The sequence below is a fragment of the Amycolatopsis suaedae genome (assembly GCF_004214935.1).
GTDB classification, from domain to species: Bacteria; Actinomycetota; Actinomycetes; order Mycobacteriales; family Pseudonocardiaceae; genus Amycolatopsis; species Amycolatopsis suaedae.
In genome coordinates, this window is the sequence record NZ_SFCC01000020.1 from 54,813 (window position 1) to 71,489 (window position 16,677).

Genomic DNA, 16,677 nt, shown 5'->3' on the forward strand with positions numbered 1-16,677 from the left:
AGGCTCGCGTCTCGTGTTCTGGAACCGGCGTGCCGGACAGTGGAACCAGCCGGGTGGGAACGGACAACTCGCGGGTCGGGAACGGTCGACTCGCGCGAGCGGGCCGTTCACCACGTCACACGTAATGAACGTGGCCTTCACGAGCCCGGGCGGGTCAGGTACGTGACCAGGCCACGCGCATCCAGCTGACGGCCAGCACGACGGTGGCGATCTCGGCGATGATCAGCCCGACGCCGGGGCCGCCGCCCGCCGCGCCGCTCGCGCCGGTGGACTGCTGCGACCAGATGGCGAGCACGCCGTCGACCGAGGCGAACCAGCCGCCGACCGCACACACCCAGGCGATCCACCACCGCCGGGTGGTCAGCGTGAGCATGGACCCGAGCACCCCGAACGCCGTACAGGTCGCGGCGAACAGCATCGGGATGGCGCCGCCCTCGCCGGTCAGCACCTGCCAGCCAGCGTGGTTACCGACCCAGGGCAGCACGAGACCGACGATCAGGACGAACACCGCGGCGGCGATGACGAACCCGCGCCTGCCCAGGTCCACCGTGCGGGCGGCTTTGCTGACCACCTGGTCCACGTCGGCGGCGAGGTCGTCGATGTCGCGTTCCGTGTCGTTCACAGCGCACATCCTCCCGCGGGCGCCGGCTGGGCGGGCGGCGACCCGAAGGACGGCAGGCCAAGGCTGACCCCGCTGGTCTTCGGCCGGAGCCCGGCCTCGGTGTTGTCACCCGCGCGGGTACGCCGGTGCGACAGCACGTCGCCGTCGGCCACCAGGTGGTGCGGCGCGGCGTAGGTGACCACGGTCTCGACGACGTCACCCGGCCGGATCCCGCGATCGACCTGCGCTCCGGTCGGCGTGAAGTGGACCAGCCTGCCGTCGCGGGCACGGCCGCTCATCCGCCGGGTCTCGGCGTCCTTGCGGCCCTCCCCCGCGGCGACGAGCAGCTCGACCTTGCTGCCGACGAGCTTGCGGTTCTCCGCCCACGCGACCTCGTCCTGCAGCGCGACCAGGCGGTCGTAGCGCTCCTGCACGACCTCCTTCGGCAGCTGGCCGGGCATGTCCGCGGCCGGCGTACCCGGCCGCTTCGAGTACTGGAAGGTGAACGCGCTGGAGAAGCGGGCCTCCCGCACGACGTCGAGCGTGGCCTGGAAGTCCTCCTCGGTCTCCCCGGGGAAGCCGACGATGATGTCGGTGGTGATGGCGGCGTCCGGCATGGCGGCACGCACGCGGTCGAGGATGCCGAGGAACCGGCTGGACCGGTAGGACCGGCGCATCTGCTTGAGCACCCGGTCCGAGCCGGACTGCAGTGGCATGTGCAGCTGATGGCAGACGTTGGGCGTCTGTGCCATGGCGTCGATGACGTCGTCGGTGAACGCCGCCGGGTGCGGCGAGGTGAACCGCACCCGCTCCAGGCCGTCGACCGAACCGCAGGCACGCAGCAGCTTGCCGAACGCCAGCCTGTCGCCGAACTCGACGCCGTAGGAGTTGACGTTCTGACCGAGCAGCGTCACCTCCAGCACGCCCTCGGCGACCAATGCCTCGACCTCGGCGAGGATCTCGCCGGGCCGGCGGTCACGTTCCTTGCCCCGCAAGGAAGGCACGATGCAGAACGTGCAGGTGTTGTTGCACCCCACCGAGATCGACACCCAGCCCGAGTAGGCCGACTCGCGCCGGGCGGGCAGCGTCGAGGGGAAGGTCTCCAGCGACTCCAGGATCTCCACCTGGGCCTCGGCGTTGTGCCGCGCCCGGTCCAGCAACGCCGGCAGCGAGCCGATGTTGTGGGTACCGAAGACGACGTCGACCCAGGGCGCGCGGCGGACGATCTCGCCGCGGTCCTTCTGCGCCAGGCAGCCGCCGACGGCGATCTGCATGCCGGGGTTGGCGGTCTTGGCGGGCCGCAGGTGGCCGAGCGTCCCGTAGAGCTTGTTGTCGGCGTTCTCCCGGACCGCGCAGGTGTTGAACACGACGACGTCCGGGGCGGCGTCGGCCTCCGCCGCCACGTAGCCCGCTGCCTCGAGCTGACCCGCGAGCCGCTCGGAGTCGTGCACGTTCATCTGACAGCCGAGTGTGCGGATCTGGAAGGTCTTCGCGACGCCTGAGGTGCTCATCGCCCACCAGGGTAAACCTGGCCTTCGCCTGCCCAGGGATCGGCCAGCGCGACGCCCGTCCCCGCGAAGTCGGCGACGTTGCGGGTGGCGAGCGTGGCCCCGTACACCCGGGCAATGGCGGCGATCTGCGCGTCGGCGACGGTGATCGGCCGCCCGGCCCGCTCCCGCGCCGCGATGACGACGGCGTACTCGACCGCGGCGTCCGCGGTGAACGGGAGGATCCGGCCGTCGAAGTCGGTGTCCAGCAGGCCGCGGATGTGCTCGGTCAGCGCCGACCTGCGCTTTCCCGCCGGGAGCCGGGCGACGCCGTGCAGCAGCTCGGCCGCGGTCACGGCGGTCAGGAACAACTCGCCGGCCGAGCGCCGGTCGGCCCACGCCACGACGGCGGGCTCCGGCGCCTGCCGCATCAGCTCCGAGACGACGTTGGTGTCGAGGATGATCACCGCGGCAGGTCGGCGGCCCGCGGCAGGTCGTGCCTGTCCGGCAGCGGCAGCTCGAACTCCACCGGGCCGGCGAACCGCTGGTGGATGCGAGTGCCCAGCCCCGGTCCCGGCTCGGCGGCCGGGCGCGACGACAGTGCCTCGGTGAGGATCGCGCGCACCTCGGCCTCCATGGACCGGCCGTTGCGGGCGGCCCGGACGCGCAGCTCCGCCTTCAAACCGTCGTCGAAGTCCCGGATGGTCAAGTTCGCCATGACCCCTCCCCGCATTGCTTGCACTGCTGTCAATGCTATCACATGGATTACAAGCCCAGGTGCAGGCGCAGTGCGTCGTCCAGCTTCGCCAGCACAGCGGGCGGCACCTGCCCGGCCAGCCTGCCGACCCGCTCGACCGACACCGAGCGCACCTGTTCGGCCTGCGCCTTCGAGTCGGCGGCCAGCCCGCACTCGGCGGCGGGCAGCAGCACCTGGAACGGGAACACCCTGCGCACGTTGGACGTCACCGGCACCACCGTGACGACTCCCCTGCCCAGCCGCCCGGCAATCGCGTTGGCGCCGTCGTTGCTCACCACCACAGCGGGCCGGACCTTGTTGGACTCGGCACCGCGGACCGGCTCCAGGTCGACCATGCGGATCTGCCCGCGGCGCATCACCCGGACCGGACCTCACCCAGCCCGTCGGCGCCCGCCGCCTCCCAGGCGTCCTGCTCACCGCGTTCGCTCCACTCCTCCCAGGCCGCGCGGTAGTCGTCCTCCAGCTGTGACGCCCGCAGCAGCTCCAGTGCCCGGTGCACGACCGCCGATCGCGACGGGATCCGCGACGCCGCCGCGTAGTGGTCGATGAACGCCACGTCCTCCTCGGTCAGGCTCACGCTCAACTTCATACCTCCGATGCTACCCGTGGTGCCACCCTGGCACTACCGGCGAGAGTAGCCCTGGGCACCGACAGTCCGGCGGCTGTGACACCATCCGCGAATGCGTGCCCTGCTGGCCCTCTGCGCTGCGCTGACGCTGCTGGTCAGCGCCTGCACCGGGGCCGACCTGTCCGGCACGCGCCTGCGGATCGCCGCGGGCAGCAGCGGCGGCGTCTACTTCCAGCTCGCCCAGCCGCTCGCCGCGGCCTGGTCGGCCGAACTCGGCAGCGACCGCCCGGAGGTCCAGCAGACCGGTGGCTCGCCGGACAACCTGGCCCGGCTGCGTGCCGGAACGGCCGACGTCGCCTTCACCGCCGCCGACGTCGCCGCCACCTCCACCGGCCGGCCGGAACTGCTGGCGCTGGCCCGCATCCACGACGACTACCTGCACGTCGTCGTCCGGGCCGACTCCGGCATCACGACGCTGGACGGCCTGCGCGGGCGCACGGTCGCCATCGGGGCCGCCGAGTCCGGCGTGGCGGTCATCGCGCAGCAGCTGCTCGGCGTCGTCGGACTGGACGCGCCGGGGTCGCTGACCGTGCGCCACATCGAGCTCGGCGAGTCGCTGGACGCACTGCGGCACGGGCAGATCGACGCCCTGTTCTGGTCCGGCGGCCTGCCCACCGGCGCGATCACCGCACTGGCCAACCAGGTGCCGCTGCGCCTGGTGGACATCGGCGCCGCCATGTCGGCCATGCGCAGCGCCAATCCCGCCTACCGCTCGGCGACCATCCCCCGGTCCACCTACCCGCAGGCAGGCGGGCCGGTGACGACGCTGGCCGTGCCGAACTTCCTCGTCGTCCCGGCCACCATGGGAGCCGACCTCGCCGAGGCACTCACCCGCGGGCTGTTCGCCGCCCGCCCCGAGCTGGCGAAGGTGAACCCGGCGGCGCTGTCCATCGACGCGCGGCCCGCCATCGAGACCACGCCGATGCCACTGCATCCCGGCGCGCTGCGGTACTACCGCTCACTCAAGGAATGACCGGGAAGCCCACGGTCACCCGCAACCCGCCGCCATCGGGAAGGTCCAGCTCCAGCGTCCCGTCCACCCTGGCGACGATCCGCGCCACGATCGCCAGCCCCAGTCCGGAACCCGGCACGTTCTGATGCGCGCTCGACCGCCAGAACCGGTCGGTCGCCCGCTCCAGCTCCTCGGCCCGCAGGCCGGGACCGTTGTCCCGCACCGAAAGCCGCAGCATCCCGCCGGTCACCCGTGCCGACACCACCACCTCGGAATCCTCGGCGGTGAACTTCAACGCGTTGTCCAGCAAGGCGTCCAGTACGGCATCGACTCCACGCGGCGGGCTGGACACCCGGACTCCCTCGAGGTCACCCTCGGTCCACAGCCGGACACCCCGGGCCCGTGCGACCACCGACCAGTCGGCCACCCTGGCCGCGACCACCGGCGCCACCTCGGTGGCCACCGGCTCGCCCGCACCGGCCTCGGCGCGGGCCATCGCGAGCAGGCCGTCCAGCAGCTGGTTGAGCCGGGCCGCCTCGGCGACCGCGGCCTCCCGGTGTTCCTCGGCATCCGGATCGACCTGGCCCTCCAGGTTCACCAGCCGCAGTTTCAGCGCGGTCAGCGGGTTGCGCAGCTGATGGGAGGCGTCGGCCACGAACGCGCGCTGGGCGGCCAGCGCCTCTGCGACGCTGCCCGCCATGCGGTCGAACGAACGGCCGAGCTGCCGCAGCTCCGGCGGGCCGCCGCCGTCCCCGACCCGGACCACGTCGCGCCCGCTGACCACGGCCTCCACCAGCGACCCGGTGGCCTCGTCCAGCCTGCGCACCGGCCGCAGGATCCAGCGCACCAGCGGCAGCGCGGCCAGCAGCGCCAGGACACAGGCCAGCACCCCGACCGCCGCGATGAACGCCCACCACAGCGCCACGTTCGACCTCGCCGAGGCGGTCGGCGACGCCGTCACCACCACGCCCCGCACGTCACCGTCGATGAGCACCGGCTCGGCCAGCACCAGCGTCTCCTCCGCCCACGGCAGCAGCGCCGGTCCCGGCTCCGGATGACGCCCGGCCAGCGCGGCCTGCACCTGGGTGGCGACCGCGGCCTCGGCCAGGTTCAGCCGCGCCGCCCCCGGCACGTCACCGGAACTGATCGCCGGACGGCCGTCCTGGTTGAGCACGGCCACCGGGATGCCGTAGACCTCCGTGTAGCGGCGCAGCTCGGCGGTCAGCAGCTCGGGCCTGCCCTCCAGCAGCGGCCGCTGTGCGAGCGAGGCGAAGCGGGCGGTGTCGGTGAGGCGGTCGAGGAACAGCGACTGGCCCGTCGACGACGCGACGCTCATCGCCAGCGGCAGGCCGAGCCCGGCGACGAGCAGGACGACCAGCGACAGCACGGTCGCCAGCAGCCGCGCCCGCACCCGTCAGCCCCGGTCCGGGACCGCGCCGAGGCGGTAGCCGACGCCGCGCACCGTCTCGATCAGCGACGCCCGCCCGACCTTCGTGCGCAGGGTCGCCACGTGGACGTCCAGCGACCGGTTCTCGGCCTGCCCTGCCCGGCCCCAGAGCTCGGTCAGCAGCCACTCCCGCCTGCAGACCGCCCCGCCCTCGGCCACGATCAGGCTCAGCACGCCGAACTCCTTGCGGGACAGCGGGACCGGCGTACCGCCCGCGGTCACCTCGTGCCGGTCGAGGTCCACGGTGACGTCACCGACGCGGACCACCCCGCCGGAGGCCGCCGCCCGCCGAGGCGTCTGCCTGCGCCGCACCGCCTGCACCCTGGCCACCAGCTCGTCGACGTCGTAGGGCTTGACCAGGTAGTCGTCGGCACCGGCACGCAGGCCGGCGATCCGGTCGTCGACCTCACCCCGTGCCGACACGACGATCACCGCTACGTCACTGGCCTCCCGGATGCGCCCGCAGAGCTGCATCCCGTCGACGTCGGGCAGGCCCAGGTCGAGCAGGACCACGTCCACCTCGTCGAGCAGGTCGAGCGCGGGCAGGCCGGACTCCAGCCAGCGGACGGTCAGGCCCCGCCTGACCAGCGCGGGAACGAGCGCGCCTGCGACACGGGTGTCGTCCTCGACGAGCAGAACACGCACCCCGGCGCCTTTCCTTCGCAGGTGATGAGATCGATTTGAAATCCTAAGTGTTGCTCAAACGGGCTTCACACCGTCTCCGGGCGGAGTAGGTTTCCGCCATCGCTCCGCTGTCACGGCCCGTCACGCGTACCTGCGAGAACATCCGCTCACGGGGTGTGACTACAGTTACGGCAACCGAGTGGACATACAGACCGATCAGCTCCGTACTGGAGGCCAGATGACCGCAGCTACGCCAGCGCCGCCGATGATCAAGGCCACGGCCGTGAACAAGTATTTCGGCGACCTGCACGTGCTGAAGGAGATCAACCTGGAGGTGCCGCGCGGCCAGGTGGTCGTCGTGCTGGGACCGTCCGGTTCGGGCAAGTCCACGCTGTGCCGCGCCATCAACCGGCTCGAGCCGATCAACAGCGGCGAGATCGCGGTGGACGGCGTCCCGCTGCCTGCCGAGGGCAAGGCACTGGCGGCGCTGCGTGCCGACGTCGGCATGGTGTTCCAGTCGTTCAATCTCTTCGCGCACAAGACGATCGTCGACAACGTGACCCTGGCCCCGCAGAAGGTCCGCAAGATCGCGTCGGCCGAAGCACGCAAGACCGCGATGGAACTGCTCGACCGGGTCGGTATCGCCAACCAGGCCGACAAGTACCCCGCCCAGTTGTCCGGCGGCCAGCAGCAGCGCGTGGCGATCGCCAGGGCGCTCGCGATGAAGCCGAAGGTCATGCTGTTCGACGAGCCGACCTCCGCGCTGGACCCGGAGATGGTCCAGGAGGTGCTCGACGTCATGACCTCGCTGGCCAAGGAAGGCATGACGATGCTGGTGGTCACCCATGAGATGGGTTTCGCCCGCCGCGCCGCGCACCGGGTGGTGTTCATGTCCGATGGTGAGATCGTCGAGGACACCGACCCGAACGAGTTCTTCACCAACCCCAAGTCCGACCGGGCCAAGGACTTCCTCGGCAAGATCCTGACCCACTAGTGACACGCGGCGTGCGCGCCGCCCCAACCAGAAACAGGAGAGGTCCATGAGGATCCGCACCCTTGCGGCCGGACTGCTGGTCGGCGGTCTCGCCCTGACCGCTTGCGGCAAGGAGGGCACCCCGAACGACCCGGGCGGCCAGGCCCCGCCGCAGCAGCAGGTCGCGCAGAACGTCGAGGTCGCCAACTCGCCGACCTTCGCCAAGATGAAGGCCGCCGGCCGGGTCACCATCGGCGTCAAGGAAGACCAGCCCGGCCTCGGCTACAAGGACCCGACGACCAACAAGTACACCGGGTTCGACATCGAGATCGCCAAGCTGGTCGCCGCGAAGCTCGGCTTCGCCGAGGACAAGATCGACTACAAGCCGGTCCCGTCGGCAGGCCGCGAGGCCGCGCTGGCCAACGGCGACGTGCAGTACTACGTCGGCACCTACACGATCAACGACAAGCGCAAGCAGCAGGTCGCGTTCGCCGGCCCGTACTTCGTCGCCGGTCAGGGTCTGCTGGTGAAGGCCGACAACACCGACATCACCGGCAAGGACACCCTCAAGGGCAAGAAGGTCTGCTCCGCCACGGGTTCCACCCCGATCCAGAAGGTCAAGCAGGAGAACCTGACCGAGCCGGGCAACATCGTCGAGCTGCAGAACTACTCGCAGTGCATCGCGCAGCTGGACGCCGGCCAGGTGCAGGTCGTCACCACCGACGACGCGATCCTCAAGGGCTACGCCGCGCAGGACCCGGGCAAGTTCAAGCTCGTCGGTGAGCCGTTCTCCAAGGAGCCCTACGGCATCGGCCTGCCGAAGGACGACAAGCCGCTGCGGGACAAGGTGAACGAGATCCTGCAGGGTGCGCTGGACGACGGCACCTGGCAGGCCATCTACGACAACACCCTGGGCAAGTCGGGTTCCCCGGCGACCAAGCCGACCCTCGAGCGGTACTGATCTGACGTTTCGGCCGGCGGTGGCAGAGGCTGCCCCGCCGGCCGAAGCATTCCCTCACCCTGTTCCGAGGCACCGAGGAAACGATGGACGTCTTATTCGACAACCTTGACCTGTACGGTCCGGGCTTCCTCACCACACTGGAGCTGTTCGGGCTCTCCGCGGTGGGCTCGCTCATCCTGGGCACGATCCTCGCCATGCTCCGGGTCAGCCCGGTCCCGGTGTTCCGCGCGGCGGGAACCACCTACGTCACGCTGTTCCGCAACACCCCGCTGACGCTGGTGTTCTTCTTCTTCGCGTTCGCCTACCCGCTGCTGAAGGTCGTGGAGATCTCCTTCTTCATGGCGGCCGTCGTCGCACTGACGCTGTACACCTCGGCGTTCATCTGCGAGGTCGTGCGGTCGGGCATCAACACCGTGCCGGTGGGCCAGGCGGAGGCCAGCCGCGCGCTGGGCCTGACGTTCGGCCAGACGCTCGGTTCGGTCGTGCTGCCGCAGGCGACCCGCTCGGTGGTGCCGCCGCTGGTGAGCACGCTGATCGCGTTGCTGAAGAACACCACCATCGCCGCCGGTTTCTCCGTCGTCGAGGCCGGCGCGATCCAGGCGTACCTGTCCGAGCGCGGTTATGACGTGTTCGTCGGCATGCTGTGGGTGGCGCTGATCTTCGTCATCCTGGTCATCCCGCTGACGTTGTTGCAGCGCAGCCTCGAGAAGCGTTGGAGCGTGGCCCGATGAGCTCTGTCCTCTTCGACGTTCCCGGGCCCAAGGCCAGGGTCAGGCACCGCCTCTACGCCGTGATCGGTGTGCTGGGCGTCGCGGGCCTGCTGGGCTTCATCGTGTACCGCTTCGCCGACACCGGGCAGTTCGACGGCAAGCTGTGGGACTGGCTCCAGTACACGGTGATCCAGGAGTCCCTGCTCGCCGCACTGGGCAACACGCTCAAGGCGTTCGCCGCCGGTGCCGTGCTGGCGCTGATCTTCGGCGCGGTGTTCGCCGCGGCCAGGTTGTCGGACAAGGCGTACCTCCGCGGGCCGGCGACGGTGATCGTGGAGTTCTTCCGCGCCATTCCGCTGGTCGTGATGATCTTCGCGTTCCACTTCGGCCTCAGCCTCGGCGCGCCGTTCTACTCGGTCGTGCTGGGCCTGACGCTGTACAACGGCTCGGTGCTGGCCGAGGTGTTCCGTGCGGGCATCCTGTCGCTGCCGAAGGGGCAGAGCGAGGCGGCCTACGCGCTGGGCATGCGCAAGACGCAGACGATGAACCTGGTGCTGCTGCCGCAGGCGCTGCGGGCCATGCTGCCGACGATCATCAGCCAGCTGGTGGTGCTGCTGAAGGACACCGCGCTCGGCTTCCTCATCACCTACGAGGAGCTGCTGCGCTACGCCCGCTACCTCGGCGGCATCGCCGAGTTCGGCAGGCCGCTGGTGCCGGTCACCATCGTCGTCGGCGCCATCTACATCGTCATGTGCCTGCTGCTCACGGCGCTGGCGAAGTACCTGGAGAGCCGCAACCGGCGCAACAAGAAGGTCATCACCCCGGCGGGCCCTGGCGACGACCTCGCGCTGGACCCGGACGCGGGAGCGGGCGCTCCCACCCCGGTCCGTACGGGCGGCTGACCTCCCGGAGCACAAGCTCGTGAAGGCCACCTTCATCACGTGAGACGTGGTGAAGGTGGCCTTCACGTGCATCTGCCGCTGTGAGGGCCCCCTTCACGGCATCTGAAGCCCATCCAGACACGCGGAACCCTAAATCCGGATCAAGCCGGGTTGTGTTGTCGGGAATTTTCCAACTAGTCTCACATAACAACGTTGTCCCAGTTGGGGGCACACGAAAGGAGTGAAGGACAATGCGAGACAAGCGAACGTTCCTGCGCAGGGTGGCCGCGGTGTCGGCCGCCGCGGCGGCGCTGACGACACTGGGCAGCGTCTCGGCGTCGGCCGACGAGACGGGGGTCCTCGACGCGACGGGCTGCAACGACAACGCCTGCATCAAGGTCGAGGGCGACGCCAACCGGTACACCGCCACCGGCTGGTACCAGGCCAACGCGCCGGGCATGAACCCGACCGTCGGCCACTTCGTGATGACCGGGCCCAACCTCAGCCTCACCGAGGTGGACCGGGAGTACAAGCACCTGGAGTACAGCTACTCCGGGACTTCCCACGGGGCCGGTCAGGTGTGCGTGGAACTGGTCACGACCAACGGCACGGCGGGCAAGCCCTGCGTCGAGGTCAGCTGAACGTGCGGCGGCCCCGGACGAACGACGTCCGGGGCCGCCTCGCGCGCGGTGTCTACTTGCGACGGAACAGCTTGTTGCCCAGCCAGACCACCGGGTCGTACTTACGGTCGACGACCCGCTCCTTCATCGGGATGAGCGCGTTGTCGGTGATGTGGATGTTCTCCGGGCAGACCTCGCTGCAGCACTTGGTGATGTTGCAGTAGCCCAGCCCGTGTTCCTCCTGCGCCGCCTTCTGCCGGTCCGCGACGTCGAGCGGATGCATGTCCAGCTCGGCGATCCGCATCAGGTACCGGGGCCCGGCGAACGCCTCCTTGTTCTCCTCGTGGTCACGCACCACGTGGCAGGTGTTCTGGCACAGGAAGCACTCGATGCACTTGCGGAACTCCTGTGACCGCTCGACGTCCACCTGCTTCATCCGGTACTCGCCCGGCTTCAGGTCGGCCGGCGGGGTGAACGACGGGATCTCGCGTGCCTTCGTGTAGTTGAACGACACGTCGGTCACCAGATCCCTGATCACCGGGAACGTCCGCATCGGCGTGACGGTGACGACCTCGTCCTCGGTGAACGTGGACATCCGCGTCATGCACAGCAGCCGAGGGCGGCCGTTGATCTCGGCCGAGCACGACCCGCACTTGCCCGCCTTGCAGTTCCACCGCACCGCCAGGTCCGGCGCCTGCGTGGCCTGCAGGCGGTGGATGATGTCGAGCACGACCTCACCCTCGTTGACCTCGACGGTGTAGTCCCGCAGCTCACCGGATTCGTCGTCACCACGCCAGATCCGGAAGCTCGCCTTGTAGCTCACGCCTGCCTCCCGGGGTGCGTGGTCAGTTCGTCCTCGGTGTAGTACTTCTGGAGTTCCTCGACCTCGAACAGCTCCAGCAGGTCCTGCCGCATCGGCTCCTGCTCCTTCGGCGTGACCGACACCTCCGGCGCCAGCGGATCGTCGCCCTCCACGGCACAGACGAGCAGCTTGTTGCGCCACTGGGCGTCCATCCCGGGGTGGTCGTCGCGGGTGTGCCCGCCGCGGCTCTCCGTGCGCAGCAGCGCTGCCTTGGCGACGCACTCGCTGACCAGCAGCATGTTGCGCAGGTCGACCGCCAGGTGCCAGCCCGGGTTGAACTGCCGGTGGCCCTCGACGGTCACCCTGGGCAGCCTGGCCTTGATCTCGGCCAGCTTCTCCAGTGCCTGCTCGATCTCCTCCGCCTTGCGGATGATGCCGACCAGGTCGTTCATCGACTGCTGCAGCTCGGTGTGGAGGGTGTACGGGTTCTCCTCCACGCCGTCCGCGGGCGGGTCGAACGGTGCCAGCGCCAGCTTCGCCGCCTCGTCGACGGCGGACTGCGCGACCGACGGCCGGTCCGTCAGTCCGTCCACATAGGACGCCGCGCCGAGACCGGCCCTGCGGCCGAACACCAGCAGGTCCGACAGCGAGTTGCCGCCGAGCCGGTTGGAACCGTGCATCCCGCCCGAGCACTCCCCCGCGGCGAACAGGCCCGGAACGCTCGACTCTGCGGTGTCCGGGTCGACCTCGATGCCACCCATGACGTAGTGGCAGGTCGGCCCGACCTCCATCGGCTCGGCCGTGATGTCGACGTCGGCCAGTTCCTTGAACTGGTGGTACATCGACGGCAGCCGGCGCTTGATCTCCTCGGCAGGCAGCCTGCTGGCGATGTCGAGGAACACTCCGCCGTGCGGGGATCCCCTGCCCGCCTTGACCTCCGAGTTGATCGCCCTGGCCACCTCGTCGCGCGGCAGCAGATCCGGCGTGCGCCGGTTGTTGTCCGCGTCGGTGTACCAGCGGTCGGCCTCCTCCTCGCCGTCGGCGTACTGCCCCTTGAACACCTCGGGGATGTACTCGAACATGAAGCGCTTGCCGTCGGAGTTCTTCAGCACCCCGCCGTCACCACGCACGCCCTCGGTGACCAGGATCCCCTTCACGCTGGGCGGCCAGACCATCCCGGTGGGGTGGAACTGGACGAACTCCATGTTGATCAGCTTCGCGCCCGCCCGCATGGCCAGCGCGTGCCCGTCGCCGGTGTACTCCCAGGAGTTGGAGGTCACCTTGAACGACTTGCCGATGCCACCGGTAGCCAGCACCACGGCGGGAGCCTCGAACAGGATGAACCTGCCGCTCTCCCGCCAGTAGCCGAACGCACCGGCGATGCGGCCGCCGTCGGTGATCAGCTCGGTGACCGTGCACTCGGCGAACACCTTGATCTTCGCCTCGTAGTCGCCGGTCTCGGCGAAGTCCTCCTGCTGCAGCGACACGATCTTCTGCTGCATGGTGCGGATCAGCTCGAGCCCGGTGCGGTCTCCGACGTGTGCCAGCCGCGGGTAGGTGTGCCCGCCGAAGTTGCGCTGGCTGATCCTGCCGTCGGCCGTGCGGTCGAACAGCGCGCCGTAGGTCTCCAGTTCCCAGACCCGGTCCGGCGCCTCCCTCGCGTGCAGTTCGGCCATGCGCCAGTTGTTCAGGAACTTCCCGCCCCGCATGGTGTCGCGGAAGTGGACCTGCCAGTTGTCGTTCGCGTTCGCGTTGCCCATGGACGCGGCGCAGCCGCCCTCGGCCATGACGGTGTGCGCCTTGCCGAACAGCGACTTGCACACCACCGCGACGCGCAGCCCGCGCTGGCGGGCCTCGATGACCGCGCGCAGGCCCGCCCCGCCCGCGCCGATCACCACCACGTCGTAGCTGTGCCGTTCGACCTCGGTCATGTAGTCATTCCCTCGAAAAGTTGACGTCGTTGTCAGTCGGGTCATGCCCGGGTTCAGTCCACGAAGCGCAGATCGGCGATCACGTCGCTGGCCACCAGCATCACGTAGAAGTCGGTGAGGACCAGGGTGCCGAGCGTAATCCAGGCCAGCTGCATGTGCCGGGTGTTCAGCTTGGAGATCTGCGTCCACAGCCAGTACCGGACGGGATGCTTCGAGAAGTGCTTCAGCCTGCCGCCCGCGATGTGCCTGCAGGAGTGGCAGGACAGCGTGTAGGCCCACAGCATGATCACGTTGCCCAACAGGATCACGTTGCCGAGCCCGAAACCGAAGCCGCCGCTGGAACCGTGGAACGCCGTGATGGCGTCGTAGGTGTTGATCAGCGCCACGAGCACTGCCACGTAGAAGAAGTAGCGGTGGACGTTCTGGATGATCAACGGCAGGCGCGTCTCGCCCGTGTACTTCGCGTGCGGCTCGGCGACGGCACAGGCCGGCGGCGAGAACCACACCGAGCGGTAGTACGCCTTGCGGTAGTAGTAGCAGGTGAGCCGGAAGCCGAGCAGGAACGGCAGCACGATGAAGCCCAGCGGGATGAACCCGGGCAGCTCGCCGAACCAGGTGCCGAAGTGGCTGGAGCCCGGCACACACGACTCGCTCAGACAGGGTGAGTAGAACGGCGTCAGGTAGTGGTACTCGTCGACCCAGTACGCGGTCCGCACGAACGAGCGGATCGTGGCGTAGATGACGAACGCGGCCAGGCCGAGCGTGGTGAGCAGTGGCGGGAGCCACCACCGGTCCGTGCGCAGAGTGCGTTCGGCAATCGAGGCCCGCGACGGCGCGCGGACCCCGGTACCCGCCTGGCTGGCCCCGTTGCTAGCCGGCGCGCTCACCGCTGGCCGCGCTGGTAGCCGCCGACGCCTTCGTCGTCGGCGTCCCGCCACAGCTCGGGGTCGTAGGGGGTGTCGGGTACGACGACGACGTGCGATCGGTCGGCCGCCTTCGGCTGCTCGGGCACCGGCGGTGCCTCGCTCAGCTCGCTCGCGTCGATGTCGAGCCGCTCGACGTCGTTGACGAGGCGGCGGATCGCCGGTGCCTCGCCATAGCGCGCACGCAACGCGCCTACACACTGCCTCAGCTGCCCGATCGTGCGGCGGAGTTCGGTGAGTTCGGTGGTGGACATGGATACCTCCGAGTCAGTCCGTACGGCAGTGCTGCGAGCGCTGTGTGGTGGGTCACGCGTTCGTGCGCCCGACTCTGCCTTGCCGTGTCCGGTGTGACAAGTAGCACACACGTTCAACGCTGCGTGATCGGGGTCACCCTGACCGATCTTCTGGATCGATTTTGATCCGGCGATCGGCCTCGGCTACTGTGGGCGCTGTCACGAAAGCTGACGCCAGCGTTGTCGTCCCGAGCCCTTCCGGAGACGCCACGCATGAGCACTGTCCACCCGGTGATCGCCGAGGTCACGGCACGGATCGCCGCCCGCAGCGCCGAGACCCGCTCCGCCTACCTCGCCCGCATCGCCGCCGCGCACGCCGAGGGACCCGCCCGCCGCGGCATGGCCTGCAGCAACCTCGCCCACGGCTTCGCCGGCTTCAGCGGCGGCGACCGCGACGTGCTGCGCGCGGCACGCAAACCGGGCGTCGCCATCGTGTCGTCCTACAACGACATGCTCTCGGCACACCAGCCGATGCACGAGTACCCGGACTGGCTGCGGGTCGCGGTGCGCGAGGCAGGCGGTGTCGCCCAGTTCGCCGGTGGCGTGCCCGCCATGTGCGACGGCATCACCCAGGGCCGCGCCGGAATGGAGTTGTCGCTGTTCAGCCGCGAGGTCATCGCGATGTCGACCGGGGTGGCGCTGTCCCACGAGATGTTTGACGCCGCGCTGCTGCTCGGGGTGTGCGACAAGATCGTCCCCGGGCTGCTCATCGGCGCGCTGGCGTTCGGTCACCTGCCCGCGATCCTGGTGCCCGCCGGGCCGATGAGTTCCGGGCTGCCCAACAAGGAGAAGGCGCGGGTGCGTCAGCTCTACGCCGAGGGCAAGGCGACGCGGGAGGACCTGCTCGACGCCGAGGCGGCGTCGTACCACTCGCCCGGCACCTGCACGTTCTACGGCACCGCCAACTCCAACCAGATCGTCGTCGAGGTGATGGGCCTGCACCTGCCCGGGACGACGTTCGTGCCGCCGGGAACGCCGCTGCGGCGGGCGCTGACCGAGCAGGCCGGGCGGCGGGCCGTGGAGATCTCCCGCGGTGAGGAGTACACGCCGATCGGCGCGGTCGTCGACGAGAAGGCGATCGTGAACGGCGTGGTGGCCCTGCTGGCCACCGGCGGTTCCACCAACCACACCATGCACCTGCCCGCCATCGCCGCCGCCGCGGGCATCCAGCTCACCTGGGACGACTTCGCCGAACTGTCCGCCGTCGTGCCGACGCTGGCGCACGTGTATCCCAACGGCAGCGCGGACATCAACCACTTCCACGCGGCGGGTGGCGTGCAGTTCGTGATCGGCACGCTGCTCGACGCCGGGCTGCTGCACCCCGACGTGCGCACGGTGGCCGGGCCGGGGCTGGACCGCTACCGCGAGGAAGCCGTGCTGGCCGACGGTTCCCTCACCTGGCGGCCGGGTGCCGGCGAGAGCGTGGACCGGGACGTGCTGCGCCCGGCGAGCGACCCGTTCGCGCCCGACGGTGGCCTGCGGATGGTCGAGGGCAACCTGGGCAGGGCGGTGATCAAGGTGTCGGCCGTCGCGCCGGAGCGCCGCCTGGTGCGGGCGCCCGCGCGGGTGTTCACCACGCAGGAGCAGTTCGCCGAGGCGTTCGCCGCCGGTGAGCTGGACCGCGACGTCGTCGTGGTGATCCGCAACCAGGGCCCGATGGCCAACGGCATGCCGGAGCTGCACGGGCTCACGCCGGCGCTGGGCGTGCTGATGGACCGCGGCCACCAGGTCGCGCTGCTCACCGACGGGCGCATGTCCGGGGCGTCGGGCAAGGTTCCGGCTGCCATCCAGCTGACGCCGGAGGCGGCGGCGGGCGGGCCGCTCGCCCGGATCGCCGACGGCGACGTCGTCCACCTCGACGCCGACGCCGGTGAGCTGGAGGTGCTGGTGGACGCCGAGGAGCTGGCCGGAAGGGAGCTGCGGGACGGTCCGCCCGATGAGGCATCCTGGACCGGGACCGGCCGGGAGCTGTTCGCCCCGCTGCGCCGTGCCGTCGGCCCCGCCGACCAGGGCGCGAGCGTGTTCGGCGGCGTGACCCCCGGCCACTTCGGCGTGCCGGCGGTGCCGGGCGCGTGAGCGAGCGAGAG

General features: G+C 69.9%; 19 protein-coding genes. 7 read left to right on the forward strand and 12 right to left on the reverse strand.

From position 1 onward, the window contains the following. Positions 1-154: 154 nt before the first annotated feature. The 6 genes from EWH70_RS31440 to EWH70_RS31465 are packed head-to-tail and all read right to left on the reverse strand — an operon-like array spanning position 155 to position 3,434. Positions 155-622: an Rv2732c family membrane protein gene (locus EWH70_RS31440; protein WP_420809112.1), complete on the reverse strand. Its 468-nt coding sequence runs from the start codon at positions 620-622 to the stop codon at positions 155-157. Then, complete coding sequence (gene miaB, locus EWH70_RS31445; protein WP_130479211.1) at positions 619-2,112, reverse strand: tRNA (N6-isopentenyl adenosine(37)-C2)-methylthiotransferase MiaB; 1,494 nt, start codon at positions 2,110-2,112, stop codon at positions 619-621. The genes EWH70_RS31440 and miaB overlap by 4 nt, the downstream gene beginning before the upstream one ends. Then, positions 2,109-2,555 (reverse strand): type II toxin-antitoxin system VapC family toxin, encoded by a 447-nt coding sequence (locus tag EWH70_RS31450; protein ID WP_130479212.1) that lies wholly within the window; start codon positions 2,553-2,555, stop codon positions 2,109-2,111. Before EWH70_RS31450 ends, miaB begins: the two co-directional genes overlap by 4 nt. Further along, on the reverse strand, positions 2,552-2,806 hold the full coding sequence (locus tag EWH70_RS31455; protein WP_130479213.1) for a FitA-like ribbon-helix-helix domain-containing protein: 255 nt from the start codon (positions 2,804-2,806) through the stop codon (positions 2,552-2,554). Before EWH70_RS31455 ends, EWH70_RS31450 begins: the two co-directional genes overlap by 4 nt. Positions 2,807-2,853: 47 nt before the next feature. Continuing rightward, on the reverse strand, positions 2,854-3,201 hold the full coding sequence (locus EWH70_RS31460) for a type II toxin-antitoxin system PemK/MazF family toxin (RefSeq protein WP_130479214.1): 348 nt from the start codon (positions 3,199-3,201) through the stop codon (positions 2,854-2,856). Then, complete coding sequence (locus EWH70_RS31465) at positions 3,201-3,434, reverse strand: ribbon-helix-helix protein, CopG family (protein WP_130479215.1); 234 nt, start codon at positions 3,432-3,434, stop codon at positions 3,201-3,203. Before EWH70_RS31465 ends, EWH70_RS31460 begins: the two co-directional genes overlap by 1 nt. A 91-nt stretch (positions 3,435-3,525) precedes the next feature. On the opposite strand from EWH70_RS31465, the gene EWH70_RS31470 reads away from it, so the two are divergent. Then, entirely contained in the window at positions 3,526-4,446 is a 921-nt protein-coding gene (locus EWH70_RS31470) for a TAXI family TRAP transporter solute-binding subunit (protein ID WP_130479216.1), read from the forward strand. On the opposite strand, the gene EWH70_RS31475 is transcribed toward EWH70_RS31470, so the two are convergent. Both EWH70_RS31475 and EWH70_RS31480 read right to left on the reverse strand, forming a co-directional pair. Further along, the gene (locus EWH70_RS31475; protein WP_130479217.1) at positions 4,436-5,836 is read right to left on the reverse strand and encodes a sensor histidine kinase; all 1,401 of its coding nucleotides are present in this window, start codon (positions 5,834-5,836) and stop codon (positions 4,436-4,438) included. The genes EWH70_RS31470 and EWH70_RS31475 overlap by 11 nt on opposite strands. A gap of 3 nt (positions 5,837-5,839) precedes the next feature. Further along, positions 5,840-6,517 (reverse strand): response regulator transcription factor, encoded by a 678-nt coding sequence (locus tag EWH70_RS31480; protein ID WP_130479218.1) that lies wholly within the window; start codon positions 6,515-6,517, stop codon positions 5,840-5,842. A gap of 244 nt (positions 6,518-6,761) precedes the next feature. Between EWH70_RS31480 and gluA the strand changes: the two genes are divergently transcribed. The 5 genes from gluA (at position 6,762) to EWH70_RS31505 (ending at position 10,662) form a co-directional block, all read left to right on the forward strand. Further along, positions 6,762-7,490: a glutamate ABC transporter ATP-binding protein GluA gene (gene gluA, locus EWH70_RS31485; protein WP_205669342.1), complete on the forward strand. Its 729-nt coding sequence runs from the start codon at positions 6,762-6,764 to the stop codon at positions 7,488-7,490. Between the two features lie 46 nt (positions 7,491-7,536). Then, entirely contained in the window at positions 7,537-8,430 is an 894-nt protein-coding gene (locus EWH70_RS31490; RefSeq protein WP_130479220.1) for a glutamate ABC transporter substrate-binding protein, read from the forward strand. 83 nt (positions 8,431-8,513) lie between these two features. Further along, complete coding sequence (locus EWH70_RS31495) at positions 8,514-9,161, forward strand: amino acid ABC transporter permease (RefSeq protein ID WP_130479221.1); 648 nt, start codon at positions 8,514-8,516, stop codon at positions 9,159-9,161. Further along, positions 9,158-10,042 (forward strand): amino acid ABC transporter permease, encoded by an 885-nt coding sequence (locus EWH70_RS31500; protein WP_130479222.1) that lies wholly within the window; start codon positions 9,158-9,160, stop codon positions 10,040-10,042. The genes EWH70_RS31495 and EWH70_RS31500 overlap by 4 nt, the downstream gene beginning before the upstream one ends. 230 nt (positions 10,043-10,272) lie before the next feature. Beyond that, complete coding sequence (locus EWH70_RS31505) at positions 10,273-10,662, forward strand: hypothetical protein (protein ID WP_130479223.1); 390 nt, start codon at positions 10,273-10,275, stop codon at positions 10,660-10,662. A gap of 52 nt (positions 10,663-10,714) precedes the next feature. Here EWH70_RS31505 and EWH70_RS31510 read toward each other — a convergent pair whose 3' ends face one another. The 4 genes from EWH70_RS31510 to EWH70_RS31525 are packed head-to-tail and all read right to left on the reverse strand — an operon-like array spanning position 10,715 to position 14,551. Further along, positions 10,715-11,464, reverse strand: a complete 750-nt coding sequence (locus EWH70_RS31510; protein WP_130479224.1) for a succinate dehydrogenase/fumarate reductase iron-sulfur subunit — start codon at positions 11,462-11,464, stop codon at positions 10,715-10,717. Further along, positions 11,461-13,374, reverse strand: a complete 1,914-nt coding sequence (locus EWH70_RS31515; RefSeq protein WP_130479225.1) for a fumarate reductase/succinate dehydrogenase flavoprotein subunit — start codon at positions 13,372-13,374, stop codon at positions 11,461-11,463. The genes EWH70_RS31510 and EWH70_RS31515 overlap by 4 nt, the downstream gene beginning before the upstream one ends. A gap of 53 nt (positions 13,375-13,427) precedes the next feature. Beyond that, positions 13,428-14,261 carry a hypothetical protein gene (locus EWH70_RS31520; protein ID WP_130479226.1) on the reverse strand — a complete coding sequence of 278 codons (834 nt, stop codon included), beginning with the start codon at positions 14,259-14,261 and terminating at the stop codon, positions 13,428-13,430. Then, positions 14,258-14,551, reverse strand: coding sequence for a hypothetical protein (locus EWH70_RS31525; protein WP_130479227.1), 294 nt, complete (start codon positions 14,549-14,551; stop codon positions 14,258-14,260). The genes EWH70_RS31520 and EWH70_RS31525 overlap by 4 nt, the downstream gene beginning before the upstream one ends. A gap of 252 nt (positions 14,552-14,803) precedes the next feature. Between EWH70_RS31525 and edd the strand changes: the two genes are divergently transcribed. Next, positions 14,804-16,666 carry a phosphogluconate dehydratase gene (edd, locus tag EWH70_RS31530; protein ID WP_130479228.1) on the forward strand — a complete coding sequence of 621 codons (1,863 nt, stop codon included), beginning with the start codon at positions 14,804-14,806 and terminating at the stop codon, positions 16,664-16,666. Positions 16,667-16,677: the final 11 nt, after the last annotated feature.